The 26917-nt window shown below is 49.2% G+C and carries 26 protein-coding genes and 1 riboswitch; of the genes, 3 read left to right on the forward strand and 23 right to left on the reverse strand.

Features of this window, described 5'->3' with window-relative positions:
* Nucleotides 1–6 precede the first annotated feature (6 nt).
* The 4 genes from ffh to smc all read right to left on the reverse strand — a co-directional run bounded on the left by ffh (nt 7) and on the right by smc (nt 6353).
* Nucleotides 7–1356 (reverse strand): signal recognition particle protein, encoded by a 1350-nt coding sequence (gene ffh, locus B3S86_RS08340; protein ID WP_290751424.1) that lies wholly within the window; start codon nt 1354–1356, stop codon nt 7–9.
* Between the two features lie 12 nt (nt 1357–1368).
* Nucleotides 1369–1689, reverse strand: coding sequence for a putative DNA-binding protein (locus B3S86_RS08345; RefSeq protein ID WP_023468743.1), 321 nt, complete (start codon nt 1687–1689; stop codon nt 1369–1371).
* Between the two features lie 99 nt (nt 1690–1788).
* Entirely contained in the window at nt 1789–2793 is a 1005-nt protein-coding gene (gene ftsY / locus B3S86_RS08350) for a signal recognition particle-docking protein FtsY (protein ID WP_035406938.1), read from the reverse strand.
* The gene (smc, locus tag B3S86_RS08355; RefSeq protein WP_290751433.1) at nt 2790–6353 is read right to left on the reverse strand and encodes a chromosome segregation protein SMC; all 3564 of its coding nucleotides are present in this window, start codon (nt 6351–6353) and stop codon (nt 2790–2792) included. Before smc ends, ftsY begins: the two co-directional genes overlap by 4 nt.
* 126 nt (nt 6354–6479) lie before the next feature.
* On the opposite strand from smc, the gene B3S86_RS08360 reads away from it, so the two are divergent.
* Nucleotides 6480–6680, forward strand: coding sequence for a DUF1128 family protein (locus B3S86_RS08360; RefSeq protein WP_023468746.1), 201 nt, complete (start codon nt 6480–6482; stop codon nt 6678–6680).
* Between the two features lie 70 nt (nt 6681–6750).
* Here the strand turns inward: B3S86_RS08360 and rnc are convergent, their stop codons facing one another.
* The 11 genes from rnc to B3S86_RS08415 all read right to left on the reverse strand — a co-directional run bounded on the left by rnc (nt 6751) and on the right by B3S86_RS08415 (nt 16939).
* Nucleotides 6751–7521 (reverse strand): ribonuclease III, encoded by a 771-nt coding sequence (rnc, locus tag B3S86_RS08365; protein WP_035406932.1) that lies wholly within the window; start codon nt 7519–7521, stop codon nt 6751–6753.
* A gap of 56 nt (nt 7522–7577) precedes the next feature.
* Nucleotides 7578–7817 (reverse strand): acyl carrier protein, encoded by a 240-nt coding sequence (gene acpP, locus B3S86_RS08370; protein WP_029342095.1) that lies wholly within the window; start codon nt 7815–7817, stop codon nt 7578–7580.
* 70 nt (nt 7818–7887) lie between these two features.
* Nucleotides 7888–8619 (reverse strand): 3-oxoacyl-[acyl-carrier-protein] reductase, encoded by a 732-nt coding sequence (gene fabG, locus B3S86_RS08375; protein ID WP_290751438.1) that lies wholly within the window; start codon nt 8617–8619, stop codon nt 7888–7890.
* Nucleotides 8616–9536: an ACP S-malonyltransferase gene (gene fabD, locus B3S86_RS08380; protein WP_214854551.1), complete on the reverse strand. Its 921-nt coding sequence runs from the start codon at nt 9534–9536 to the stop codon at nt 8616–8618. The genes fabG and fabD overlap by 4 nt, the downstream gene beginning before the upstream one ends.
* 16 nt (nt 9537–9552) lie before the next feature.
* Complete coding sequence (gene plsX, locus B3S86_RS08385) at nt 9553–10548, reverse strand: phosphate acyltransferase PlsX (protein ID WP_290751444.1); 996 nt, start codon at nt 10546–10548, stop codon at nt 9553–9555.
* A complete protein-coding gene (fapR, locus tag B3S86_RS08390; protein WP_035406919.1) occupies nt 10545–11114 on the reverse strand; it encodes a transcription factor FapR in 570 nt (189 codons plus the stop codon). Before fapR ends, plsX begins: the two co-directional genes overlap by 4 nt.
* 85 nt (nt 11115–11199) lie before the next feature.
* Entirely contained in the window at nt 11200–13230 is a 2031-nt protein-coding gene (gene recG / locus B3S86_RS08395) for an ATP-dependent DNA helicase RecG (protein WP_290751449.1), read from the reverse strand.
* Nucleotides 13214–14110 (reverse strand): L-serine ammonia-lyase, iron-sulfur-dependent, subunit alpha, encoded by an 897-nt coding sequence (gene sdaAA / locus B3S86_RS08400; protein WP_035406913.1) that lies wholly within the window; start codon nt 14108–14110, stop codon nt 13214–13216. Before sdaAA ends, recG begins: the two co-directional genes overlap by 17 nt.
* 4 nt (nt 14111–14114) lie before the next feature.
* The gene (sdaAB, locus tag B3S86_RS08405; RefSeq protein ID WP_023468755.1) at nt 14115–14777 is read right to left on the reverse strand and encodes an L-serine ammonia-lyase, iron-sulfur-dependent subunit beta; all 663 of its coding nucleotides are present in this window, start codon (nt 14775–14777) and stop codon (nt 14115–14117) included.
* Between the two features lie 100 nt (nt 14778–14877).
* Entirely contained in the window at nt 14878–16551 is a 1674-nt protein-coding gene (locus tag B3S86_RS08410; RefSeq protein WP_414651170.1) for a DAK2 domain-containing protein, read from the reverse strand.
* A gap of 25 nt (nt 16552–16576) precedes the next feature.
* Nucleotides 16577–16939 carry an Asp23/Gls24 family envelope stress response protein gene (locus B3S86_RS08415; protein ID WP_023468757.1) on the reverse strand — a complete coding sequence of 121 codons (363 nt, stop codon included), beginning with the start codon at nt 16937–16939 and terminating at the stop codon, nt 16577–16579.
* A 283-nt stretch (nt 16940–17222) separates the two neighbouring features.
* On the opposite strand from B3S86_RS08415, the gene rpmB reads away from it, so the two are divergent.
* Together rpmB and B3S86_RS08425 are read left to right on the forward strand one after the other, a co-directional pair.
* Entirely contained in the window at nt 17223–17411 is a 189-nt protein-coding gene (rpmB, locus tag B3S86_RS08420; RefSeq protein ID WP_023468758.1) for a 50S ribosomal protein L28, read from the forward strand.
* A gap of 140 nt (nt 17412–17551) precedes the next feature.
* Complete coding sequence (locus B3S86_RS08425) at nt 17552–18955, forward strand: amino acid permease (RefSeq protein ID WP_290751457.1); 1404 nt, start codon at nt 17552–17554, stop codon at nt 18953–18955.
* Nucleotides 18956–19009: 54 nt separating this feature from the next.
* Here B3S86_RS08425 and B3S86_RS08430 read toward each other — a convergent pair whose 3' ends face one another.
* From B3S86_RS08430 to fmt, 8 genes are all read right to left on the reverse strand, one after another.
* The gene (locus B3S86_RS08430; protein WP_290751460.1) at nt 19010–19612 is read right to left on the reverse strand and encodes a thiamine diphosphokinase; all 603 of its coding nucleotides are present in this window, start codon (nt 19610–19612) and stop codon (nt 19010–19012) included.
* A 1-nt stretch (nt 19613) separates the two neighbouring features.
* Nucleotides 19614–20174, reverse strand: a complete 561-nt coding sequence (gene thiT, locus B3S86_RS08435) for an energy-coupled thiamine transporter ThiT (protein ID WP_023468761.1) — start codon at nt 20172–20174, stop codon at nt 19614–19616.
* A 60-nt stretch (nt 20175–20234) separates the two neighbouring features.
* Nucleotides 20235–20344, reverse strand: a riboswitch (TPP riboswitch).
* A gap of 22 nt (nt 20345–20366) precedes the next feature.
* Nucleotides 20367–21023, reverse strand: coding sequence for a ribulose-phosphate 3-epimerase (rpe, locus tag B3S86_RS08440; RefSeq protein WP_290751464.1), 657 nt, complete (start codon nt 21021–21023; stop codon nt 20367–20369).
* Between the two features lie 2 nt (nt 21024–21025).
* Nucleotides 21026–21931, reverse strand: coding sequence for a ribosome small subunit-dependent GTPase A (gene rsgA / locus B3S86_RS08445; protein WP_290751467.1), 906 nt, complete (start codon nt 21929–21931; stop codon nt 21026–21028).
* Nucleotides 21932–21956: 25 nt separating this feature from the next.
* Nucleotides 21957–23891 carry a Stk1 family PASTA domain-containing Ser/Thr kinase gene (gene pknB, locus B3S86_RS08450; RefSeq protein ID WP_214854573.1) on the reverse strand — a complete coding sequence of 645 codons (1935 nt, stop codon included), beginning with the start codon at nt 23889–23891 and terminating at the stop codon, nt 21957–21959.
* A gap of 2 nt (nt 23892–23893) precedes the next feature.
* Nucleotides 23894–24628, reverse strand: a complete 735-nt coding sequence (locus B3S86_RS08455; protein ID WP_290751472.1) for a Stp1/IreP family PP2C-type Ser/Thr phosphatase — start codon at nt 24626–24628, stop codon at nt 23894–23896.
* A gap of 18 nt (nt 24629–24646) precedes the next feature.
* On the reverse strand, nt 24647–25978 hold the full coding sequence (rsmB, locus tag B3S86_RS08460) for a 16S rRNA (cytosine(967)-C(5))-methyltransferase RsmB (RefSeq protein ID WP_035406883.1): 1332 nt from the start codon (nt 25976–25978) through the stop codon (nt 24647–24649).
* A complete protein-coding gene (fmt, locus tag B3S86_RS08465; RefSeq protein WP_035409509.1) occupies nt 25975–26895 on the reverse strand; it encodes a methionyl-tRNA formyltransferase in 921 nt (306 codons plus the stop codon). The genes rsmB and fmt overlap by 4 nt, the downstream gene beginning before the upstream one ends.
* Nucleotides 26896–26917: the final 22 nt, after the last annotated feature.

Genomic DNA, 26917 nt, shown 5'->3' on the forward strand with positions numbered 1-26917 from the left:
AGACTTTTAAAAGAATGGAAGGCCAAAGCCTTTCTTTTTCCCTTTGCCCATCTGTCCGGAAAATTGTTTCATCATTTTCCGCATGTCTTCGAACTGTTTAATGAGACGGTTGACTTCTTGGATACTGCGTCCGCTACCACGGGCAATCCGCTTCCGACGACTCGCATTCAAGATTTCAGGTTCAGTCCGCTCTCGTTTCGTCATCGATTGGATAATCGCTTCGACATACACGAGTTGCTTCTCATCGATTTGGGCGTTTTTCAACCCCTTCATCTTCCCTTTACCTGCCCCAGGGATCATTCCCAACAGTTCGTCGAGTGGACCCATCTGTTTCACTTGCTGCAACTGCTCGATGAAATCATCGAATGTAAACGATGCATCGCGCATTTTGCTTTCTAACTCTTTGGCACGCGAAGCGTCCATTTGTGACTCTGCTTTTTCAATCAGTGTCAGCATGTCTCCCATGCCTAGAATCCTAGAAGCCATCCGCTCGGGATAGAATGGTTCGATGGCATCGAGCTTCTCTCCAAGACCGACGAACTTAATCGGTGCTCCGGTGACTGCCTTGATGGAGAGTGCTGCACCACCTCGCGTATCTCCGTCGAGCTTCGTCAGAACAACCCCCGTCACGCCAAGCTTCTCATTGAAGCTTTCTGCGACATTGACGGCGTCCTGACCCGTCATCGAATCGACGACAAGGAAGATTTCATGCGGTTTGGCGATCTCTTTAACATCAACGAGTTCCTGCATTAGTTCCTCATCGACGTGCAGACGACCTGCCGTATCGATCAACACGATATCGTGATGATGCTCTTTTGCATAATCGAGTGCACCGGTAACGATTTCTTGCGGACTGACCTGATCTCCCATTGAGAAGACCGGCAACTCCAATTGTTTCCCGAGTGTCTCTAATTGTTTGATTGCTGCCGGACGATAAATATCCGCCGCAACAAGCAAAGGACTACGATTATGTTTTTTACGTAAATGATTGGCAAGCTTACCCGTTGTCGTTGTTTTACCTGCCCCTTGCAGACCTGTCATCATGATGACGGTCGGAGGACGGTTCGCAAGCGTCAATGGTGACACTTCCGCACCCATCAGATTCGTCAATTCATCATGGACGATCTTGACGACTTGTTGCCCTGGCGTCAAAGATGTCATGACGTACTGTCCGACGGCACGTTCCTTTACATCATTTACGAATTGTTTGACGACCTTGAAGTTGACGTCGGCTTCGAGTAGCGCTAAGCGAACTTCGCGCATCATCTCTTTGACGTCTGCTTCAGAAATCTTACCTTTACCTCGCATTTTAGCGAGACTGGCTTGAAGCCGTTCCGATAATCCTTCGAATGCCATTAAGAATGCCTCCTACTCTAATTGCTCCAATGTCTCAATGATCACTAGGGCTTCACCCGGAAGGTCGCATTGCTTCAGCTGATCGAGTAACTGCTTTCGCCGTTCGTGTTTCTTGAACAGGGATAGTCGTTCTTCATACTGCTCGAGCATGGCTTCCGTGCGTTTTATGTTGTCGTAGACTGCTTGTCGGCTGACTTCAAACTCATCGGCGATCTCACCTAAGGAAAAGTCATCTAAGTAATAGAGTGACATGTAATTCCGTTGTTTTGGCGTCAAAAGCTCCTGATAAAAGTCAATCAGATAGTTCATCCGGTTCGTTTTATCAAGTGTCATCCGAGCACCTCCGCAATGTTAAGTGAAATTCCTTTACAGATAGTATAGTACAGCCCTCACAGTGTGTTGTCAAGTTTTTTTCTTTACATGAAACGTCGCTTATTCTGCGCTTTCTTCCGTGTCAACGTTTTCTTTTTCTTCAAAGACATCACCGAACAATCCATACACGAATTGTTCTGCATCAAACGGTTGTAAATCATCGATTTTTTCACCAAGACCAACGAACTTGACCGGGAGGTTCAATTCGTTCTTGATCGCAAGGACGATTCCACCTTTTGCCGTTCCATCAAGCTTCGTCAAAACGATCCCGCTGACGTTCGTCGCTTGTTTGAAGGCTTTCGCCTGCACCATCGCGTTTTGTCCAGTCGTCGCGTCAAGCGCCAGCAATACTTCGTGGGGAGCGCCTGGAATTTCACGTTCGATGACACGTTTGACCTTTTCAAGTTCGTTCATCAGGTTGACCTTGTTTTGAAGGCGTCCTGCCGTATCGCAAATCAGGACATCGACCTTACGTGCTTTAGCTGCTTGGACAGCGTCGTAAACAACAGCGGCCGGATCCGATCCTTCTCCTTGACGGATGACCGGTACACCGGAGCGTTCGCCCCAGACTTGCAGTTGATCGATTGCACCCGCACGGAACGTATCACCCGCTGCTAACATGACGCTCTTGCCTTCTTGTTTCAAGCGGTTCGCAAGTTTCCCGATCGTCGTCGTCTTCCCGACCCCATTAACACCGACGAAGAGAATGACGTTCAGCTCATGATCGAGATCGAGTGCTGTCTCTTCCTCTTCAACTAACATCTTCGCGACGACTTCAACGAGGACATCACGTACTTCTTTTGGATCCTTGACGTTACGTCGTTTAACTTCTGTCTTTAACTCCTCGACCAAATCCATTGTCGTCGTCACGCCGACGTCGGCTTGAATCAATACTTCCTCTAATTCTTCGAAGAAATCCTCATCGACTTCGCGGAAACGATAGACGAGATCATTGACGGCACTTGCCAGTCCATCGCGTGTCTTTGTCAGTCCTTGTGTGAATTTCGTCGTGACTTCTTGCGTCGAAGTCGTCAAGCGGTCTTTCAGTTTTTTAAAGAAACTCATTGTTTAATCTCCTTTGGTTCTTCACTTAATGTACGTCGTGCCTCTTCTAGTTTAACGGATAACACTTCAGATATCCCGTTTTGCTGCATCGTGACGCCGTACAAGACGTCTGCCGCCTCCATCGTTCCTTTCCGATGGGTGATGATGACGAACTGTGTCTCGCGCGCTAGCTGATGGACGAATTCGCCGAATCGCGCGACGTTCGCTTCATCAAGTGCCGCCTCGACTTCATCGAGGACACAGAATGGGACAGGACGGGTCTTTAGAATCGCGAACAAGAGAGCGATCGCCGTCAAGGCACGCTCTCCACCTGACAAGAGCGACAAATTTTGTAGCTTTTTGCCTGGCGGTTTCGCGACGATATCGATTCCGCTCGTCAGTAGATCAGTCGGATCGACGAGTACAAGGTCGGCTTCTCCACCCCCGAACAACTCCCGGAACGTTTCTCGGAAATGCTCACGGACGGCATCATACGTTTGTCGGAACAATCGAATGACTTCCCGGTCCATCTCTTCAATGACACCATAGAGATCCGTTTTAGCGGCGACGAGATCATCTCGTTGCGCCGATAGGAACGTAAACCGCTCATCGACTTCCGCGAATTCTTCGATTGCACCGATATTGACGATGCCGATTTCTTCGAGTTGACGCTTGAGCAGATGAATTTCCTCTTTCGCCTCATCATACGATTGATCGAGCGGAGCGATCAACTCGAGCAGTAATCCCATCTCTTCGAGCATTTCTTGTCTTGTCTCAAGACGCGTGCTCGTTTTCCCTTGCGAGAGTCGTAGCTGCTCGAGTGCCTGTTTCGTCGTTTGTTGATCGTCCTTCGTCTTCGCTTCGCGAATTCGAATTAAGCGCAAGGATTCTGCCTGCACTTGAATCCGTTGCCCGATCGCGACAATTTCGGTCTCGACCCGCTTCTGCTCCTGTTCCTGTTCACGCTGCTCGCCGTGCAAGGCATCGATTTTCGCTTCATCGAAGCCTTCAAGGACATGACGCAAGTCACGGCGTTTATGACCACGTTCAAGCTTCGCGTGACTGACCTGTTCCGTCAGACGCTCGATCTCTTGCGTGAGTTGCGCTTGTTTCATTTGAATCGTCCGCTCTTCAAGAACTGCTTCTGCTTGTTCCTTCTTCAGTTCGTCCATCGTGACGGCACCACGGGCTTGAGCATCCTTAAGACGATCAAGTGCTTGTCTGAGCTCTGTTTGACGTTCCGTCCATTTCGCGATCTCGACTTCTGACATTTCGATGATACGGCGTGCTTCCTGTTCTTGTTCGAGCACACGTGCCATCTGCCGATCTTCAACCGATAATTCGGACGTCATGACGGCGAGGTGACGCTTCGCATCTGCCAACGTATCCCGCGATTGCTCGAGTTGTCCTTGTAATTCTTGAATCGTTTCTGTCCGCGTCCGAGCAGTAGCATCAAGCGTCTGAATCGCCGCTCTTAGATCTTCCAAGCGGCGCATCTGCTCCCGAATGACCGCTTGCCCTCGCGTCAGTCCCTCTTTTAACTCGTCGAGCTCGCGCGATTGACTGAACAATGGTGTGCCTTTTTTCCGACTTCCGCCGGTCATCGTTCCACCGACGTTGACGACATCTCCTTCGAGCGTGACGAGACGATAGCGATGTCCTGTCGAACGGGCAATTTGGTTCGCTTGTTCAAGTGATTCGACGACGAGTGTCGTACCGAGTAAGTTCATCTTTAATTTCGTCAGCGTCTCGTCTGTCGTCACAAGATCACTTGCGATCCCGACGAATCCAGACATCTCCCCGACTTGTTCTCGCACCGAACGGTTGACTTCACGTGTTTGGAGTGAGGCGAGCGGCATGAACGTCGCTCGACCGGCATTTAAGCGTCGCAGTTCCTGGATTAGACGACGTCCTGTCGCATCGGTATCAACGACGATGTTTTGCATTGCCCCACCAAGCGCCGTCTCGATTGCCGCTTCAAATCGCGCAGGGACCGAAATCAACTCCGCGACCGCTCCGTGAATACCTGGGTAATGATCTCGTTGTTTTAATATCGTCTTAACGGCACCGAAATAACCGCTATAGTCGGCTTTGACGGATTCAAGAAATTCAATCCGATCTTCCGTCTTATGACGACGTCGCTCTAAATCCGCAACGGACTGTTCAACTTGGCGTAACGCATGTTGTTGTTCGTCTCGTGCTGCGAGTGCCGTTGCCTCTTCCTCAGTCGCTTGATCTAATTCTGTCCGGATCGAAGCAACGTCCGCTTCTAATCGAGCGACGTCTTCCTCAAGTTGACGACGGGTCGACTGCTTCGTACCGCTATCCACCGTAAAGGAACGTTGTTGTTCTTCTGCCTGCATGAGATCTTGCTTCGCCCGATTATAGGCATTATTCGTCGCAGCCAATCGACTCGCCACTTCAAAGGCTTCCGAACGTAATGCTTCGGCTTCCTTATCAAAATCACGATCAGTTTGTGTCAACGCTTGATCAGCTCGTTCTCGCTCAGCCGTAATCCGTTTTGCTTCCTGATCGACTTCTGCTTGGCGTTCCTGTAAAGCGGTTAGTTCGAGTTCTAGTTCCTTGACGCGTTCTTCGACGATCGCGACCTCTTGTTCGAGTCGCTCTTTCGTCTCGGTACCGTGTTTTTCACGTTCTTTTGCTAGGTTAAGGGCACCTTGGATCTCAACAAGTCGCGTCGAGACATGTCGAAGTTGCTCCTGCAAAGCGTTTTCTTGTTGTCGTTCTTCTTCAAGCGTCGCTTCTTGTTTCTCCCGGGACACGACGGTCTCTTCGTGAGTTGTCTTTTGAGATGCAAGACGTTCTTCACATTGTGCGATATCACGCGCCAGTGTTTCGAGCTCCGTCTGATACGTCGTGATTTCATGCGCCAAGATGCCACGTTCCAGTACATCATGCCGTTCTCGAGCGACGAGATACTCTTTCGCGAGCGCTGCTTGTTCACGTAACGGCTCGATTCGTCCACCAAGTTCATATAAAATATCATCGACACGCGATAGATTCGCTTCCGTATCACTTAATTTCCGCTCGGCTTGCTTTTTGCGATGACGATACTTCAAGACGCCTGCTGCTTCTTCAATGACAGCACGACGTTCTTCCGGTTTTCCGGAAATGACTTGTTCGACCCGACCCTGTCCGATAATCGCAAAGGCGTCACGCGACAAGCCTGTGTCCATGAACAAATCAAGGACATCCTTCAGGCGACATGGTTTTTTATTTAAAAAATAATCGCTATCGCCATTACGGCTGACACGACGTGTAACACTGATCTCCTGATAAGGTAACGCGACCGTTCCCGACTCGTTATCTAAGACGAGCGTCACTTCTGCAAATTGTTTTCGGTGTTCAGACAAACTGCCGGCAAAAATGACGTCTTCCATCTTCGCCCCACGTAGTGACTTCGCAGATTGTTCTCCGAGCACCCAACGGACAGCGTCCGATATATTTGATTTTCCACTTCCGTTCGGTCCGACGACTGCCGTGACACCCGGAAGGAATTCTAGTTCAGTTCGACTCGCAAATGATTTGAAGCCATTGATTTCAATTCGTTTTAAGTACATCTTGATCACCCGTATGTTTAAATTTCTTTTGAATTTCTTTCAGTTTACCATAGCCGAAACGCTAGCAACATGATAGGTTTTAAGGTAGTATCATGCGAAACAAGAAGAAGAGGAGCGAATAACACGATGACGATTGAACAAATGATTGAAGCAATCTTAGATAAATTGAATATCATCAACAAAGGGGTCATTAAAGCAGAACAGTTCGATGGCTCAAAAAATGAGGACTTAAAAGAGATTTATGAGTTCGTCATGATGCGAGACTCGCTATCACTTGCAGAGGTCGACGCGATCGTCGACGAACTGAAATCCCTTAAGACTGTTTAATCGAGTAAGCACCACACGATAAAAGCCGATCATCTCTTGTGCGTTCGAGAGATGGTCGGCCTTTTTTTGCTTAAAACTGTTTTTTTAATTCAAGTAAGGCTTGTTTTGCCGCCTGTTGTTCTGCCTCTTTTTTCGAACGCCCCGTTCCAATCCCTTCGAGCTCATCCGCGACTTGAACACGAGAGATGAACTCCCGACTATGCGCCGGACCGCGTTCCTCTATAATTTCATATTCGATGACACCTAAGCCGACACGTTGAATCGCTTCCTGTAATTGACTCTTGAAATCTGTCTGTTCTTCGAAAAAGCCTGTCGCCACTTTCGGAAAAACCGCTTCGGCGAGGAATCGTTCGGCTGCTTCGATGCCTTGGTCAAGATACAAGGCGCCAATGAAGGATTCGAAGACATCCGCAAGTAAGGCTGGACGATTCCGACCACCGGTCAGTTCTTCCCCCTTACCTAACAGAATCATATCAGAAAACTGATAGTGATTCGCAAATTGGACGAGTGACGGTTCACAGACGATCGCCGCTCGCAATTTCGTTAATTCCCCCTCGGAACGTTCCGGGTAGTGTTCGAATAGATAGCGTGACACCGTCAACTCTAAGACAGCGTCCCCTAAAAATTCTAGGCGTTCGTTATCCCCTTCCGACTCACGTTGTTCATTGACGAACGAAGAGTGCGTGAAGGCTTGTTTCAATAGCTCAACATTAGAAAACCTGATATTCAGACGCTCTTGTAACGCTTCGAATTTTTGCTCGATCTGAGCGAGCGTCCGAGCATCCTTGCGTCGTTTTACATAGGGTCCTTTTCGGACACGACGTCCTTTTTGATTCGTCATAGTTCCTCCTAAACAGCTAAAGCCCACCGCAAATTGCGGTGGGTCAGCTTCAATGATCAGACTTGTGTTTCGATGTAGTTGACGACATCGCCGACAGTCTTCAAGTTTTCTGCTTGCTCATCTTCGATCGTGATTTCGAACTTGTCTTCTAAGTCCATGACGAGTTCCATGACTTCAAGAGAGTCAGCTCCGAGGTCGTCTTTGAACGACTTATCAAGTGTGATTTCACTTTGTTCTTTACCTAATTTTTCTGCGATTGCTTCTTGTACGTCTACTAAGATTTGTTCTTTTGTCATTTTAAAATCCCTCCATGAGTTGAGTATATAAGATGATTGCCGATTTGGCAAAGTACTACCGTTAGTTGTGTTACATTGTCATGCCGCCATCGACGGCTAGAGTTTGACCTGTGATGTATCGTGCTTCATCTGAAGCAATGAAGCTGACGAGTGAAGCGATATCGTCGGTTTGACCGAAGCGTTTCAACGGAATTTGCCCGAGTGACAGGTTCCGCTGTTCTTCTGTCAATTCATCCGTCATGTCCGTCTCGATGAAGCCTGGACAGATGGCATTGACTGTGACGCCCTTACTAGCGAGTTCACGTGCGACGGATTTCGTCAGCCCGATCAGACCCGCTTTCGCTGCGACATAGTTCGCTTGCCCTGGATTTCCGGAAATACCGACGACTGATGCGATATTGATGATACGACCGCTTGTTTTTAACAATGGACGTGTCGCGGCTTGTGTGACGAGGAATGCCCCTTTCAGGTTCGTATCGACGACGGCATCAAAGTCTGCTTCCTTCATACGCATCAGTAAACCATCGCGCGTAATGCCGGCATTATTGACGACACAATCCAGTTGACCGAACGCATCAATCGTTTGTTTGATCATCTGTTTGACAGCATCCGCTTCAGCGACATTCGCTTGAATCGCGAGTGCTTCACCGCCTGCTTTCTTGATTTCACGGACGACAGCTTCCGCCTTGTCCGTGCTTCCTGCATAGTTGACGACGACACGGAAACCATCTGTTGCCAATCGCTTTGCGATGGCAGCTCCGATACCGCGTGACGCGCCAGTGACGAGTGCTACTTTACTCAACGAATTCCCTCCGCTTCCAATTGCTCAAGTGTCGTGATGCTGATGATTTTCGCATCTTTTTTGATTCGTTTCACGAGACCGCTAAGTGGAGATGACGGACCGAACTCGATGAACGTATCCGCACCCTCTTCGATGAGACGCTCGACGCATGATTCGAACCGGACCGGCGAATAGAGTTGCTGAACGAGCAAACGAATCAATTCGTCTGGTTGATCGTGAAATGCACAATCAACGTTCGAGATGAATTTCGTCTTCGCCGCTTTAAACGGTGATGATACGAGAATATCTTCGAATCGTGGTGCGAAAGGTGTCATGAGCGACGAATGGAACGCACCCGAGACATCAAGTGGTAAGACTCGTTTTGCTCCGAGCTCTTTTAACTTCGCTGTGGCAGATTCGACCGCCGCGATTTGTCCAGAGATGACGAATTGTCCAGGACAGTTGTAGTTGGCGATTTGAACGATTTCTCCCGTTGCCGCAATTGATTCAACCGCGTGATGGGCTGCCTCGACATCATTCATGCCAATGACTGCTGCCATCGTTCCACCCGTGACTTGATTCATGAGTTTTCCGCGTTCGCGGACGAGATAGACGGCTTCAGACGGTGTGATGACAGAAGCTGCGACGAGCGCACTATATTCTCCAACACTGTGTCCGAGTACGAAATCAGGTGTATGTCCTTGTGCTGCGTACTGCTGTGCGAGTAATGCACTGTGTGCGACGATGGCTGGTTGAGCGATATCCGTCGCTTTCAATTCATCCTTCGTCCCTGTCGTCATCAGCGTCGTCAGATCCAGACCAATTCGCGTTCCGAGGTCAGCGAGTGCTTGGCGTGTCTCGTCTTGCGTGATGAGCGTCTGTCCCATTCCAGGCGTCTGTGACCCTTGTCCCGGAAACATCCAAACTGTTTTCCCCATCTCGTCTCACTCCTTCTTAACGTGCTTCAGTTGCTTTCGCCTGAACGATTTTGGCAACGACTTCTTGTTCGACCATCTTTTCAGCTTGAACGAGCGCTCTGCTGAATGCATAGGCATTACTTGATCCATGCGCCTTGATGACCGGAGCCGCAATACCGAATAGTCCGGCACCACCATATTCTTCATAGGCGAGCAACTGCTTCATTTTTTTCAACTTCGGTTTAAGTACGAGAGCGGCGAGCTTTGATGTCCACGAGCTCATGAATTGTTCTTTCATGACACCCATGATCATACTGGCTGCCCCTTCAGTACTCTTAAGTAACGTGTTGCCGGCAAAACCTTCCGTAACGATGACATCGACGTCACCGCTCATCGCTTCTCTCGCCTCGACGTTCCCAACGAAATGAATCGGTGCTGTCTCAAGTAGCGGATACGTTTCCTTCGTCAATGCATTCCCTTTACCGGCTTCTGATCCGATATTCAGGAGCCCGACTTTAGGACGTGTGATACCGCGAACTTGTTCTGCGTAGACAGACCCCATGATGGCATAATCGAGCAAATGCTCTGCCTTCGCATCCGGGTTGGCGCCGACATCTAAGATGACGACACCCTTCCCATTACGTGTCGGGAAAGTCGGGGCCAGTGCAGGACGGTCAACTCCTTCGATTCGACCGATGACGAACAATCCGGCAGTCATGAGCGCTCCCGTGTTGCCTGCTGAAATCAAGGCATCTGCTTCTCCTGATTTCACCAGGTTTGCAGCCACAACGAGTGAGCTATCTTTCTTGCGGCGAATGGCACGTACCGGTTCATCTTCTCCGGTGATGACGGATGCTGCGTGGACGATCGTCACGCGCGAATCCTCGATTGTGTATGAGCGTAACTTCAACTCATCTCCGACTAGTCGGATATCGATGTTGTCGTTTGGACGTTCTGCCAGATAGGCAACGACCCCTTCTACGATGGCACGGGGTGCATGGTCGCCCCCCATGGCGTCAACTGCTAAAATCATTTCGATTCCTCCTTACTACTTCGATACACTGTGAATTCGCCGATAAAGACACATTCTTCACCGACATAACTCTCTACCGTGATGTCAGAACGCCCATCTTGGCGATGGGAACTGACGAATGCCTTCGCGACAACGCGTTCTCCGACGTGGACGGAGCGTGTGAACTGAACGTTCGCACGGGTCGTTAACGCGAGTTCATCATCGATGAGCGCAATCGCAAGCGAGTTCGCCTGTGCGAACAAGATATGTCCACGGGCGATTGCATTTCGACTAAACGCATGTTCCGGCAAAACCTCAAGGATCGAGATGGCAGATGTATCAAGTTTCAGGTCAATCATATCACCAATGACTTCATTTTCAGTCAACGTACGCACATCATCCAGGCGTTCAGTCGCGACATGTTTAATTCGCTCCCGTAATTCCGGAATTTTTAATTCCATCCGGTCCAGACGAATCGTCTGGATACTGACACGAAATCGTGTCGCCAGCGCTTCATCCGTGATGAACGGATTTTGCTCGATCGTCTGTAATAATTCTTGTTGTCTCTGTTTTTTAGGTACCCGCATGTACGTTCCTCCCACAAGAAGGATGACTACTATTATTACCTGGTACTAACAGTAGTATATATCCCTTGTTGTTCACTTTCAAGTATTATTCGATTCTTTCTCCTTCAAGAAGCCCTTGCCGTTCGATATATTCACGTAAGACATCGTATTCCGGCGCTTGCCAAAAAGCATCCGATCGCAGTAATCGGACTGCATCTTGTCGGGCCGTTTCCATGACTTGAATATCAAGTGCTGGATCGGTTAAGACGAATCTCGGTAATCCACTTTGTTCGGTACCGAAGAAATTTCCGGCTCCGCGCAGTTTCAAATCCTTTTCCGCTAGCTTGAAGCCATCGTTCGTCTCCGTCATCGTCTTAATCCGTTCTTTTCCGGTATCGGAAGAGGGATCAGCAATTAGAATACAGTACGACTGAGCATCGCCTCGTCCGACGCGTCCTCTTAATTGATGTAATTGAGCTAGCCCAAAGCGTTCTGCATCATGAATGACGATGATCGATGCATTCGGAACGTTCACGCCGACCTCGACGACCGTCGTCGAAACAAGAATTTGAACGGTGTTGTCCTTGAACGCCTGCATGACCTCGTCTTTTTCTGAAGAAGTCAAGCGCCCATGCATCAAACCGACATGATAGGGCTTGAACCGCTCGGTCAATGTCGCATGTAATTCGATCGCATTTTGAACTTCGAGTGATTCGGATTCCTCGATCAATGGCGTGATGACGTAGGCTTGTCGACCTTGCGACAATTCTTTCTCGACGAACCCGAAAACGCGTTCCATCTGTTGCGGTTTCGCCCAGTAGGTCTCGATTTCCTTTCGTCCCGCCGGCATCTCATCGATGATCGAAACATCCATATCTCCAAAGACCGATATCGCAAGCGTACGCGGAATCGGTGTCGCTGTCATATATAATACATCTGCCTGTTCGGCTTTCGCGCGCAATCGTTTCCGTTGTTCGACACCGAAGCGATGTTGTTCATCGGTGATGACGAGGTGTAATACCTTGAACTGGACGGTGTCTTGAATCAGCGCATGTGTTCCGACCAAGACGTCGATTTCTCCTGTCACGAGGGCTTCTAGCAAGTGCGCGCGCGCTTTTCCTTTGACTGAACTCGTCAGCAGACCGACACGAATCCCAAGTGGTTCAAGCAATGGGGCAAGCGACGCTGCATGCTGTTCCGCTAAAATTTCGGTCGGCACCATCAAAGCGCCTTGTCTTCCCGCACGAACCGTCGCGAACAAGGCGATGGCAGCAATGACGGTCTTCCCGCTTCCGACATCCCCTTGCAGCAACCGATTCATTCGTTCGCCGCGACCGATGTCGTCTAGGATCTCTTTTGTCACACGTTGCTGGGCACCTGTCAGCGGAAACGGCAGGCTCTTGATGAAATTCGCGATATCCGTTTCATGTAAAGGCAAGGCCATCCCTCGACCTTTCCGTCGTCCAAGACGTAACGCCTGTAATTTCAGCTGGAAATAGAGGCACTCCTCGTAGACATAACTGCGACGAGCAGCCGTCAACTCTTGTCGATTCGTTGGGAAATGAAGCGACTTCAACATCGTCATCCGGTCTTGCAACCGATACGTCTTCCGGATGCTATCCGGGATTCGTTCAGCTAATGCCTCAGTCTCCTTGAACGCCAAGTCGACGACGCGTCGGAATGTCTTCATCCGCATGTCACCCCGGAGCGAGTAAACGGGTGTCAATTCGCCTTCGATTGCCCCGAATTGCAATTCCGTCGCAGAGATCGTCATCCGGTGTAAATCCCACTTGCCACTGACAGTCACTTCTGCTCCGAGTTGCAATTGGTCTTTGTAGAATGCCCGGTTGAACATCGTTACGGTCACACTATACCGTTCTTCAACGAGCAGACGGAACGTTAAACGATTCTTTCCTTTGCCATAATAGCGCACAAGTGGTTCAGACTGGACTTGACCCGTGAACTTGACTTTATCCTCATGGATTGCTTCCGTTAGACTTCCCGTCACGAAGTCGTCATAACGAAACGGGACGTGCTCGAGCACGTCCGCAACGGTGAGAATATTCATCTCTTCTAGTTTTTTCGCCAAATCCCGTCCGACACCTTTTAATGTCTTGACGTCACGTGATGGATTCATTCGATAACTCTCCGAAGATTTTCGCTTCGAGCCAGCGACCCGTCGGCGTATTCGCGAGTCCACCTTTTGCTGTCTCGCGAAGCGCAGACGGCATCATCTGACCAATCTCATGCATGGCTGAGATGACTTCATCACACGGAATCCGTGACGTGATTCCTGCGAGTGCCATGTCGGCAGCGACAACAGCATTCGCCCCGCCCATCGCATTGCGTTTCACGCATGGCACTTCGACGAGTCCTGCGACAGGATCACAGACGAGTCCGAGCATGTTCTTCAGTGCGATCGCAAAGGCATGTGCTGACTGATCCGGTGTTCCGCCCGCCATCTCAACGATGGCAGCAGCTGCCATCGCTGTTGCTGAACCAACTTCTGCCTGACAGCCACCAGCCGCTCCGGAGATCGACGCATTGTTCGCGACGACGAAGCCGAACGCACCGGATGTGAATAAGAAGCGTAGCATTTGCTCACGCGTTGGGTTTAAGCGATCTTTGACCGCAAATAACGTACCTGGCACGACGCCGGCACTCCCTGCCGTTGGTGTCGCACAAATTTTTCCCATCGCAGCATTGACTTCATTCGTTCCGATTGCTTTACTAACGGCGTCCAGTAATAAATCACCGGATAATCCTTTACCTGAAGCACGGTACCGCTGGAGTAAGACAGCATCTCCACCAGTTAAACCTGTCACCGATTGGACACCGTCGCCATCAAGTGAACGAGCGACCGCATCTTCCATCACTTGTAGGTTTCGTTCCATCATCGCATAGACTTCATCTCGCTCCAAATGACGAACCGTCATCTCTTGTTCGATCATGACTTCCGAAATTGGAATATTTCGTTCCGTCGCGATGGCGACGAGTTCTTTAACGGATTTAAACATTTCTTCACTCTCCCATCATGACGGCACGCTCGACTTGAGGTAACCGATCGATTTCTTCCAACACTTCTGCCGTTATCCGGTCATCAATCTCAATTGCCATAAGTGCTTGTTTTCCTTTTTCGTGCCGTGATACTTCCATATGCCCGATGTTGATTTCGTAATCAGCCAAAATGCTCGTCACGGCTGCAATTGCTCCGAACCGGTCATGGTGTAAGACGACAAGTGCCGGTCCCCCACCGGACAAACGAAGCGGTACGCCATTTAATTCCGTGATTTCAATCGTTCCCCCACCAATTGAAATACCGACCAATTCAAACTCTTCTACTCCATTCGTCAAATGGACACGAGCCGTATTCGGATGATCCGTCAACGCTTCACTCGTCTCGAAATGAATCTCAATCCCTTTCGACTTCGCGATATCGATCGATTGCGGAATCCGGTCGTCAAACGTATCGTATCCGAGAACACCGCCGATGATGGCGACATCCGTTCCATGTCCACGATACGTATCAGCGAATGAACCGTAAAACGTGATGTGGATGACAGTAGGCGTTTCCCCGAATAATTTACCCGCCATCAATCCAATCCGTGCAGCCCCTGCTGTATGCGAGCTCGATGGACCAACCATGACTGGTCCGATGATGTCAAAGACGCTACGATATTTCATTTCTTTTCCCCTCTCTATGAAACAAACGAAATCCCACCTCTATTATCGCAGATGGTGGGATTCGTGAAAAGGCTAGTCGCCCTTTTTCAGTATGATGGTTTTATTCGACGCTTAAAATGTACGAATAAAGTGGTTGTTTGCCGTCGTGGACTTCCACTTCAGCATCCGGATTAACCGATTCGATGTACGCGACGAGGTCGTCGACTTCTTCTGTCGAAACGCCTTCACCGTAAAGAACTGTGATGATTTCGTCGTCCTCTGTGACGAGTGTATCGACCAGTTTCTTGACAGCACCAAGACTCGAAGTGTCCGTAGCAACGATTTGTTTTTCAGCAATCGCCATGTGATCGTCTTTCTTGATTTCAACACCATCAATATTCGTATCACGAACGGCATATGTGACTTGACCCGACTTCACAGCTGCGATCGCATCCTCCATGTGTGCTTCGTTCTCTTCAACAGTCGCTTCCGGATTATAGACGATCGTCGCCGCCAAACCTTGTGGGACTGTCTTTGATTTCACGACAGTTACGCCACAATTCGCAACAGAAGCTGCTTGTTCAGCGGCCATGATGATGTTCGAGTTGTTCGGATAAACATAGACATGTTCAGCGTGTGCATCCTCGATCGCCTTGACGATGTCTTCCGTTGACGGGTTCATCGTTTGTCCGCCTTCGATGACGACACTGACACCGAGTGATTTAAAGAGTTCACTGATACCTTCACCCATTGCGACTGTCACGAGGGCTGCTTTCGCTTTTGTCTTCGGTGCAGCGACTGGAGTGACTTGGTTCGCGCCCTCTTCTTCGAGGATCGTCGAGTGTTGTTGACGCATATTTTCAATCTTAACAGCAACGAGCTCACCGAAACGTTGTCCTTTTGTGATGACTTCTCCTGGCGTTTCGACGTGGACGTGAACTTTAAGGAGCTCTTCGTCCGCGACGACGAGCAACGAATCACCGAATTCCGCTAATTCGTTCCGGAATGCTTCTTCACTGAACGGCGCATTTGCTAACTTGTCATCTTGGAAGCGAACCATGATTTCCGTACAGTAGCCGTAATGGATCTCTTCTGTCGACATGAAGCTTTGAGCCGATTTATGATGCTCTGCTTCGACGAGTGCTTCCATGACAGGCGCATGCGGTTTGTCGAGTTCTTTTCCTTCGAGTGTCGCGAGGAATCCTTCATAGATACAGACGAGACCTTGACCACCAGAGTCAACAACGCCGACTTCTTTTAATACCGGAAGAAGTTCTGGTGTACCGTCGAGCGATACTTTCGAAGCTTCGACGAGTTGACGCATCAACTCTAAGAAATCCGTCGTCGTCTCAGATTGTGCGATAGCAGCGACAGCTGTTTCACGGGCAACCGTCAAGATTGTTCCTTCGACCGGTTTCATGACTGCTTTGTATGCTGTATCGACACCTTTTTGTAACGCATCTGCGAATTCCTTCGTATCAATCGTTGTTTTGCCTTCGATTGATTTCGAGAATCCACGGAACAATTGACTTAAGATGACGCCAGAGTTTCCGCGCGCCCCCATCAATAATCCACGTGCGAAGACGTTCGCGACTTCCGATACAGAATCCGAAGTTGATTTACCTGCTTCTTTCGCACCTGAAGTCATCGTCAAATTCATGTTCGTTCCCGTATCACCATCTGGCACAGGGAAGACGTTCAATGAATCGACGAAATCTGCATTTTGATAGAGATTCGCCGCACCATTTTGAATCATCTTGACTAACTGCGCTCCTGTTAAACGATCTACACTCACTAAAGTTTCCTCCTCTATTCCCGCTTTAGACATTCGTCAAGCGGACTCCTTGGACAAAGATGTTCACAGATGTCACGTCAAGACCTAGTGCCTGACTGAGCGTGTATTTCACGCGACTCTGTACGTTGTTCGCCACCTCTGAGATTTTCGTTCCATAGCTTACGATGATATGCATATCGATATGGACCTGCTCTGAAGCCTGTCGAACAATGACACCGCGTGCAAAGTTCTCACGTTTTAAGAGTTCAGCAAGACCATCCTTGATTTGAGACTGGGATGCCATACCAACGACACCAAAACATTCCATTGCTGCGCCGCCCGCAAGTTGCGCGACGACATCATTATCTACATCAATCTTTCCATAGGTCGTTTTCATCTCGATCGCCACCTGAGTAGCCCCCTTTGAATATTGTATTCTTCTCATAATTCTACTATAAGGACCTACTATTGAAAAGTCGCCGTACTGACTATACAATGAATAAGTGAAAAATAGTAGCGGTCAAATGAACTTTTACCATCATCCTCATCCATTATTTTAAATTTCGAGGTTGTCTGTCAAGTTTTTTTCTTGTCAGCTACTTTTTTTATGTTGCAACCGCCCTGACACCATGCTAAGATAGCAAAGTGTCTATTAGGACGAACGCAAAACAACATAAAAGGAGGCGGAACGCATGGCACGTAAATGCTACGTTACTGGGAAATCGCCAAAGTCGGGTAACAACCGTTCACACGCATTGAACAAAACAAAACGTACTTGGGGAGTCAACGTACAAAAAGTACGTATCCTCGTCGACGGTAAGCCGAAAAAGGTTTGGGTTTCAGCTCGAGCTCTTAAATCAGGTAAAGTCGAACGCGTATAAGGCGCAACCACCGGATGGGAATCTTCCCTTCCGGTTTTTTTATGCCCTCATTTATTTTTCTCATAAACTAATTGTCGCTTTTATTGAAAACGCTTACAATAGGAACGTACTTTATTTTGTCAGAATTGGGGGAAGTCATCATGCAACTCAAACGAGAGATGACGAGTCGACACCTGTTCATGATTTCACTCGGCGGAATCATCGGAACAGGCTTATTTTTAGGGTCAGGGTTAACGATTTCACAAGCAGGACCTCTCGGGGCGGTCCTCAGTTACATCGTGGGTGGGACCATCATGTATCTGACGATGTTATGTCTAGGAGAATTAGCGGTCTATCTGCCGGTCTCGGGGTCATTTCAGACCTATACGACCCGCTTCATCGGACCAGGAATCGGCTTTGCCGTCGGTTGGATTTATTGGCTCGGCTGGGCCGTGACGGTGGCACTCGAAATTACAGCTGCCGGCAGTTTGATGGACCGCTGGTTTCCGAACGTACCCGTTGTCGTCTGGTGTACCGTCTTTACGGTCTTACTGTTCGGTCTGAATGCCGTCTCCGCCAAAGCATTCGGTGAAGCTGAATTCTGGTTCTCGAGTTTGAAGGTCCTCGCGATCCTGTTCTTCATCATTCTAGGTGGCGCTGCTTGGTTCGGCTGGTTACCGATGGAAGCAGATCGCCCAACATCGTTATTTGCGAACTTTACGGCAAGCGGTTGGTTTCCAAACGGGATTCTCGGTGTCTTGACGACGATGATTGCCGTCAACTTCGCCTTCCAAGGAACGGAATTGATTGGTGTTGCGGCTGGGGAGTCCGACACGCCCGAAAAATCGATTCCAAAAGCGATCCGCAATACAGTCTGGCGGACGTTCATCTTCTTCGTCTTATCGATTACGATCGTTGGTGCATTAATTCCGTATGAAACAGCTGGCGGAGTCAGCAGTCCGTTCATCATGGTCTTTGATGCGATCGGTATTCCGTACGCTGCTGATTTGATGAACATCGTCGTCTTGACGGCACTGTTGTCCGTCGGAAACTCCGGATTATATGCGGCGACTCGGATGTTATGGGCAATGGCGCAAGAAGGGATGATTTCAAAGAAATTATCTTACGTCAATGCACGTGGTGTGCCGATGCGGGCGTTGCTCTTTACGATGATGTTCGCGATGTTATCGCTTCTGACCGCATTTTTCGCAGAAGATACCGTCTTCATTTGGCTCTTGTCCTTAGCCGGACTCGGGGCTCAAGTCGGCTGGATTTCAATCTCTGCTTCGCAGCTTGCATTTCGTCGTCAGTTCGTCCGAAACGGACACGATCTATCCGAACTGAAATTCAAGACACCACTCTATCCGGTGTTACCACTGATTTCGTTGACACTTAACGTCGTCGTCCTCGTCAGTCTTGCGTTTCAAGCGGATCAACGAATCGCTCTATACATCGGTGTTCCTTTCTTCCTTGTCATGTGGGGAAGTTATCATCTCTTCGTCAAAGGAAAACATCTATCCGCTCAAAGCGACATCCGTGTCGCCCCTTCTCAACTCGAAGAATAATTTCATCTAAAAAGAGGCCGCGGAGTCATCCACGGCCTCTTTCCTATGATTGTGCTATTCCTTAAGCGTCCGCATCATCAATAGTTCTCCTTGATGGAGCTCTACCTTCGCTTCTGACGCACACCATTCATTACTGACGGTCAAGGAACCTCCGACCGGTACTGGATGTGCATCAAGTGGATATTTGACTCCGGATAAGCTTAAAGTCGATGGTACGAGTGGAATGAACGAAAGATAATGATAGCTCCCTGCTTCGACTGCATACGTTCCCTCAGCCAAGTATCGTACCTCTTCTCGTTTCGTCACGAGTCGTGCCTCTGGGTATCGCTTCAATAGATATACATTTTGGACGGTCATGTCGAGCCGCCCACCTGTCGCCCCGATAATGAAGGTATCCTCAAACTGTTTCTCCTCTGAGACTGTACGAAGTGCCAGTTCGAGATCCGTTTCATCTTTCTCGGCCGGATGAACGATTGCCCCTTCTGGTACATAACCAAGCGAATCAAAATCACCAATCGTCAGGTCGCATGTCAGCCCAAACGCTTCAATCGTCTGAACACCACCGTCGACACCGACGATAAAATCACCTGGCTGACAAAACGTCCGTAAATCCGGCGCTTCTTCTCGCGGACCGGCACAGACGAGAATCGCCCGCATCTCAGACGCCTCGTGCCGAATAACGGAGTAAGCGTGGCGCAGTCGTAAATAAAAGACCCGCAACGACACCACAAAGAACGTAAGACGGTACCATGTATGTCGCGTTATAAATCAATGAATACGGTACGACTGGACCTTCGGCATACTCGGCAAAAAAGACGATTCCACTGATGACATGACAGATATAACGGAGTCCTGCGCCTAATAACGTCGCCAGGAGAACGAACGCCATCAAGCTTTTCTTTTGTCCATTGCGTGCGGCTAGTCTGACTTGACGCGCGAACAGACCACTTAATCCGACGACACCATACGCAATCGTATAGTCAAGCATCGGTTGAACGATCGTCAAGACTTGTGGAGCGAACATCAATTGAATCGTACCGACAAGCGCTCCCGTGACGACCCCTCCGACGACCCCGTGGCGAAATGCCATGACGAAGATCGGTAACATCGCTAAGCTGATCGAGCCACCTTGTGGCATTTTGAATGGAATCAGTAAATCAAAGACGACTCCGAGACTGGCGAAGATGGCAATTTCCATCATCATTTGTAACCGTTTCATGCTATTTTCCTCCTTTATTGTACGAGAGGACGCAAAAAGGCAGTACGACGAACGCCGTACTGCCTGCGTGCGCCACATCCCTACGTCCGTTTGAACGGAACAGGTTCGAAGGGTTAAAGTCTAAAAGACTCCTCTCAGCCGCTTTTCAAGCGACACCCCTTGCGGTCATCATATTTCGTTTTCTCGTTCTTATTATACGGCAGCCCCTTGACGAATGCTAGTAATCGCTTCCGCATAATCTGGTGCATTGTAGATTGCTGATCCTGCGACGAGAACGTTCGCACCGTTATCGATGCAAAGCTTTGCCGTTTCCGGATTGACGCCACCGTCAATCTCGATTTCAAATGTCAGACCGCGATCTGCTTTCATTTGCGCAAGTGATGCGAGTTTTGGCATGACACGCTCGATGAAGGCTTGTCCACCGAAGCCCGGATTGACCGTCATCAATAAGACCATATCGACATCCTCAAGGACGTGTTCAATCGTTGATAATGGCGTATGGGGATTCAAGACGACTCCTGCCTTTGCGCCCGCTGCTTTGATTTGTTGCAAGACACGATGGACATGATTCGTCGCTTCGACGTGGAACGTCACGATGTCCGCCCCTGCTTTGACGAAATCCTCGACGAAACGTTCTGGCTGGTCGATCATCAAATGGACATCGAGAATCATATCCGTCTTTTGACGTAAGCTGCTAAGCACAGGTAATCCAAATGAGATGTTCGGTACGAACTGACCGTCCATGACATCAAAATGGATATAGTCCGCGCCTGCTGCTTCGACTGCTTTAACATCGCGTTCGAGATTCGCAAAATCTGCTGATAAGATAGATGGTGCAATTTTAATCATCTTCAATACCTCCGGGCTCGATTCTTGATTTCGTCTATAAACATACCATAGTTCTCATAACGAGAGGACATGATTTCTTGGGCTTCGACGGCTTCCTTGACGGCACAACCGGGTTCATTCAAATGCAAGCAACCTCGGTATTTGCAATCATCTTGTACAGCCACGAATTCAGGGAAGCTCCACCGTACATCCTCGATTTCCATATCATACGGAAAATCGAGGTTCGAGAAACCTGGCGTATCGGCAATCAATCCTTCGGCAAGCGGCATCAATGTGACGTGGCGCGTCGTATGACGTCCGCGTCCGAGTGATTTCGAGATGGCACTTGTTTCTAAATCAAGAGAGGGCTCCAGTGCATTGAGCAATGAACTTTTCCCAACACCGGATTGTCCGGCAAGAACGCTCGTTTTCCCGGCCAGTAACGGACGGACTTGTTCAACACCTGTCAATGTCTCACTTGATGTCTCGATGACCGTATAACCAATCTTCCGGTAAGCGGCAATTGCCTCTCTAACTGCAGGACCTTTGACATCATCAAGCAAGTCCATCTTCGTTAACAGGATGACGGGTTGGATTTCCTTCGCTTCGATCAAGACGAGGAAACGATCGAGCAAGTGCGCTGAAAAATCAGGTTCTGCAGCCGAGACGACAAGCAACGCTTGATCGATATTCGCGACAGGCGGGCGTACTAAAAAGTTGTCCCGCTCCTTCACTTCGAGAATATACCCGGTCTCACTTTCGATATGAAGAACGACTTCGTCTCCAACGACTGGACTGATGCCGCGTTTTCGGAAATTCCCTCTTGCCCGTGAACGGACCTCTCCTTCTGGTGTCATGACATCATAAAAGCCACCCTGCAGGCGTATGATCGTTCCTTCTCGATTCTCTTCGATGCGTTGTTCCGTCATCCTATGCACTCCTTTTTCATCACATTCACTGTGCGTCTTTTGCTTGATTGTACGTGATGGTTTTTGAACGATACACCGTATCGTCTTTATAAATCGTAATCTTGCCTTCTTCTCCCGGATCAATCGTCACCGGCACGTCGAATGTCTCATCTTGATCAATCGATTCCTCGATGACGGTCCGCTTCCCTTTCGCATCTTCCGTCTCAATCCGGATGACTTGTTTCGGTGGTTCCTCGTCCTCGTTCTCGCTGACCGCGTCATAGACGACCTTTTCAGGGAACGTCGCTGTCAACGTTTTTTCTTCCTCACCTTTTGAGATGAAGACCGTCACGGAGTCGTTCGGTTCGACTTGAGTCCCTGCTTGTGGGAATTGACGGATAACTTGATCGAGTTTCACGTCGCTAGAAAATTCTTGCTCGAACGTTCCATCGAGCCCTTTTTCGTCCAGGTAGGCTTTTGCTTCGTCACTCGATAAGTTCGTCAAATCCTTCAACTCGAAAGAAGATGTTCCTTCCGAGACGGTGATCGTAATCGTTTGTTCTTTCGCGATGACCTCCGTACCAGCCGAGATCGATTGCCGGATCACATTACCTCGCTCGATTTCATCCGACTTTTCACGTTCGACCTCGACTTTAGCGAATCCAGCCTCTTTTAGCGTCTCAATCGCCTCTTTTTCAGCGTCATCTGTCACATCCGGTACTTCGACCGGAGCACTTCCGGTAGAGACGACCAAGTTGACTGTCGAGCCCTTTTTCACCTGCGCGTTTTCACGCGGTGTCTGACTGATGACGTCTCCCTCATCGACCGTATCACTGTTTCGTTCTGTCGTCTCAACGACGAATCCAAGTTTCTCAAGCTTCGTTTCCGCTTCATCTCCATCCGTTTTGACGACGGACGGTACCGTAACGGTAGGATCCGGCCACATCGCAAACGTCGTAGCCGCTCCACCGAGTAATACAAGTAATAATAGGATGACCCACCAGCGTTTTTTCTTTTTCTTTTCTGACGGTTTCGGTTGAACGGTCGTGACGACAGGTGTGTCCGGTTCCGCTTTTGATTCTTCTGGCACTTGTACAGGTGATAAGACCATCGTCTTTTCCATCTCATCCTCTTCTGCACCTCGGATGCCTTCACTTGCTCGTTCGTCAGACAACGCCGTCACCATATCTGCCTTAAAGGCTGCGACGGACTGCTGACGGTCATGCGGTGCTTTTGCGAGCGCCTGCATGATACAGTTCTCAAGCGCTTGTGGCACTTTCGGATTCAAGACGGATGGACGACGCGGTGTATCTTGCAGATGCTTCAGCGCGATAGCGACCGGTGAATCACCCTCGAACGGGACTTGTCCTGTCACAAGTTCGTATAAGACAGCACCAAGCGAATAGATATCCGACTTCTCATCGGCAAATTTACCTTTTGCTTGTTCTGGCGAGAAGTAATGGACAGACCCAAGGACCGACATCGTATGCGTCAGAGTCGCATTCGACATCGCCACAGCGATTCCGAAATCCGTTACTTTGACGGTACCATCCTCTCGAATCAACATGTTTTGCGGTTTGATATCGCGATGGATGATTCGGTGTGCATGGGCATGATCGATCGCATCACAAATTTGAGCGATGATATCGACGGCCTGCGGCACAGGTAATGCTTGATTTTCACAAAATGTCTTTAATGTCATACCATCGATATACTCCATGACGATGTAATAGATGGCATCTTCTTCGCCTACATCATAGACGGCAACGATGTTTGGATGATTCAAGCTGGTAGCAGCATGCGCTTCACGTTCGAATCGACGAATGAACTGTTCGTCATGCGAAAATTCAGTCCGTAAAATCTTAATGGCAACATGACGCTTTAAAATCTCATCATAGGCTTGATAGACATTCGCCATCCCGCCACTTCCAACTAGCCGTTCTATGCGGTAGCGGTCATTTAATCGATCTCCGTATCGCATATTCAGACCCTCTTTCTTTCTTTGAACCGGATGGCGGCAATCGTAATATTATCCGCGCCTCCTCGAGCATTCGCTTCTTTCACCAATTGTCCGACGATCTCATCAAGCGGATCATCCCGTAAGATGATTTGTTCAATGACATCATCTGGCACTTCATCGGTCAACCCGTCGCTACACACAAGGACGAGGTCATAGTCTGGAGCATCTCTTACTTGAATGTCGACTTCGACCGTTTCGTTCGAGCCGACCGATCGTGTGATGACATTTTTACGTGGATGATTTTCGACTTCCTCGTCCGAAAGCTCTCCCATTTGTCGTAACATGTTGACGTAAGAATGATCATCCGTCAATTGTTTTAACGCCGTACCTTCAAGAGCATAGACCCTACTGTCTCCAACATGACCGATGACGAGCAAATCCTCGACCCAGCACACACAGGCAATGGTCGTTCCGACGATCGCAAGTTGTTCTTCTTTTGAAAACTGAAGAATCCGGGCATTCGCTTCGGCTACACGTTGTTCTATCCATTCGGACAATTCCATCGGGCGATTTGGCATGAGGGAAAAGGATGCTTCAAATACCTCGCGAACGATCGCACTTGCGATATCGCCAGCAGCGTGACCTCCCATACCATCCGCAACGACAGCAAGACCACGTTCAGCGTTCCCGATGAGTAATACCGTATCCTCATTTTTAGTCCTGACTTTCCCAGTGGTCGAAAGGTGAGCTAACTCCATGACAGTCCTCCGTTCGTATCAATCTTCTCGTTTCTTAAACGCGGCAATGTAGAAGCCATCCGTTCCGACTGTCGTCGGTAACAACTTGAGTTCTGCTCGATTCCCAATCAGATGTCGCACGGATTCTGGCATGCGTTCCGCGAAAGATGCATCAAAGTCAAAACCCTGATCGAGAATGAACGCTGTCTGCTCCTCGTTTTCGGTCGGATCAATCGTACAAGTCGAATAGACGAAGATTCCACCTTTTTTAACGAGTGGTAAGACAGATGTCAAGATGTCTCGTTGAATTTTTGGGAGTTGCTCGAGTTGTTCTGGACGTTTCGTCCATTTGATATCCGGTTTTCTCCGAATGACACCAAGTCCTGAACAAGGTGCATCGACAAGAATCCGGTCAAAGGATTCGCTTTCGAAGCGTTCCCCTGCTTTACGGGCATCTAACGCTTCTGCTCGAACAGTCGTAAGACCTAATCGTGTCGCTTGCTGTTCAATCAATTTAATCTTATGTGGATGAAGATCAAGTGCCTGTAGTGTACCCGTCGTCAAACCTTCAGCAATATGCATCGCTTTCCCACCAGGTGCGGCACAGCTGTCGAGTACATGATCGGATGCTTCTGCACCAAGCGCACGGGCGACGAGCATTGAGCTCTCATCCTGAAGAGAAAGATACCCACGGTCAATCAGATCAGTTTTTTGGACGCTTCCTCGTTCGATTTCGAGACCGTCCGGCGCGACCGTAGATGGTTTTGCCGTCACACCTTGATCGAGTAGAAGCTCGATTGCTTCCTCCCGCGTCGTTTTCGTGCGATTGATGCGGACCGTGACCGGTGCCGGTGTGTTATTTAATTGACAGATCTGAAGCGTTTCTTCCGGACCAAACAGTTCGATCCAACGTTCGACGAGCCACTGCGGGTGACTCGTTTCAATGCTGATTCGTTTTGCAGCAGGCTCAATCTCAGCGAAATGAGGCATTCCCGCCCGTAATACATTCCGTAGCACTCCGTTGACAACTTTCGAGACATGGACTTTCCCACGTTTTTTAGCAATTTCAACGGCTTCATGAATGACGGCATGATCCGGTACACGATCGAGATAAAACAACTGATAGACACTCATTCTTAACAATGGGCGCATGAATGGATCAAGTTTTTTCTGTTTCGCTAAATATGGTTCTAAAATATAATCAAGCGTCAATTCACGACTGAGCGTCCCGTAAACGAGTTCCGTGAACAAGCCGACATCTGACGCCGAGATGGCGCGTTTTTCAAGCATTTGGTGGACCGTAATTGTTGAGAAGGCGCCACCTTGTCCGATTTTCATCAGTGTCGTTACTGCTGCGTCGCGTACATTCATGCGTTCTCACCTACTTGTTGTCCGAGTTCAAGCGATTGACCAATCCCGCGCATGAACGTGGCACCATCCATCCGTTTTTTGCCGGACGGCTGTAAGTCGATCAGCTTCAACGCTGTTTCGGAACCTGTCGCGATGACGGGACCATCCGCTTCTAATGCGATGATTTCACCCGGTCGTCCCGTTCCTGAGACTTTCGTCGCGAAAAAGACTTTTAAGCGATCGTTCCCAAGCATCGTATACGTACTCGGGAATGGATTCATCCCACGAATTTGATCGTAGAGTGTCTCACCCGGTAGCGTAAAATCAAGTCGTTCCCGCTCACGTGAAATGTTCGGCGCAAATGTCGCTTCTTCCTCGACTTGTGCTTCCGGTGTCAATTCACCTGCTAACAGACGTGGTAACGTTTCAAGTAACAGGCGCGCTCCTGCGTCCGCCAACTTCTCAAACATCGAACCGGCTGTATCGTTCTCTTCGATTGGAACGATGATTTTTGACAACATATCACCTGCGTCTAGCCGATCGACCATATACATGATCGTCACACCTGTCTCTTTTTCTCCATCGATGATCGCTTGATGAATCGGTGCACCGCCACGATATTTCGGTAAGAGTGACGCATGGACGTTGATCGCCCCAAAACGTGGTGCTTCGAGAATAGCGGTCGGGACGATTTGACCGTAAGCTGCCGTGATAATGAGATCTGGTTTTAAATCGAGAACATCTTGATAATCCTCTCGAATTCGTTTCGGTTGCAACACAGGAATGTCGTGTTCCATCGCGACGAGTTTTACAGGCGTCGGTTTGACTTCCCGTTTTCGTCCGACTGGTTTATCTGGTTGTGAGACGACACCGACGACGTCATACCCAGCATCGATGACTTCACGCAGCGTTCCTGCCGCAAACTCAGGCGTACCCATGAAAACGACGCGCGGTTTTTCT

Origin of the sequence: Exiguobacterium sp. UBA3968, assembly GCF_002385115.1 — a bacterium.
GTDB lineage: Bacteria > Bacillota > Bacilli > Exiguobacteriales > Exiguobacteriaceae > Exiguobacterium_A.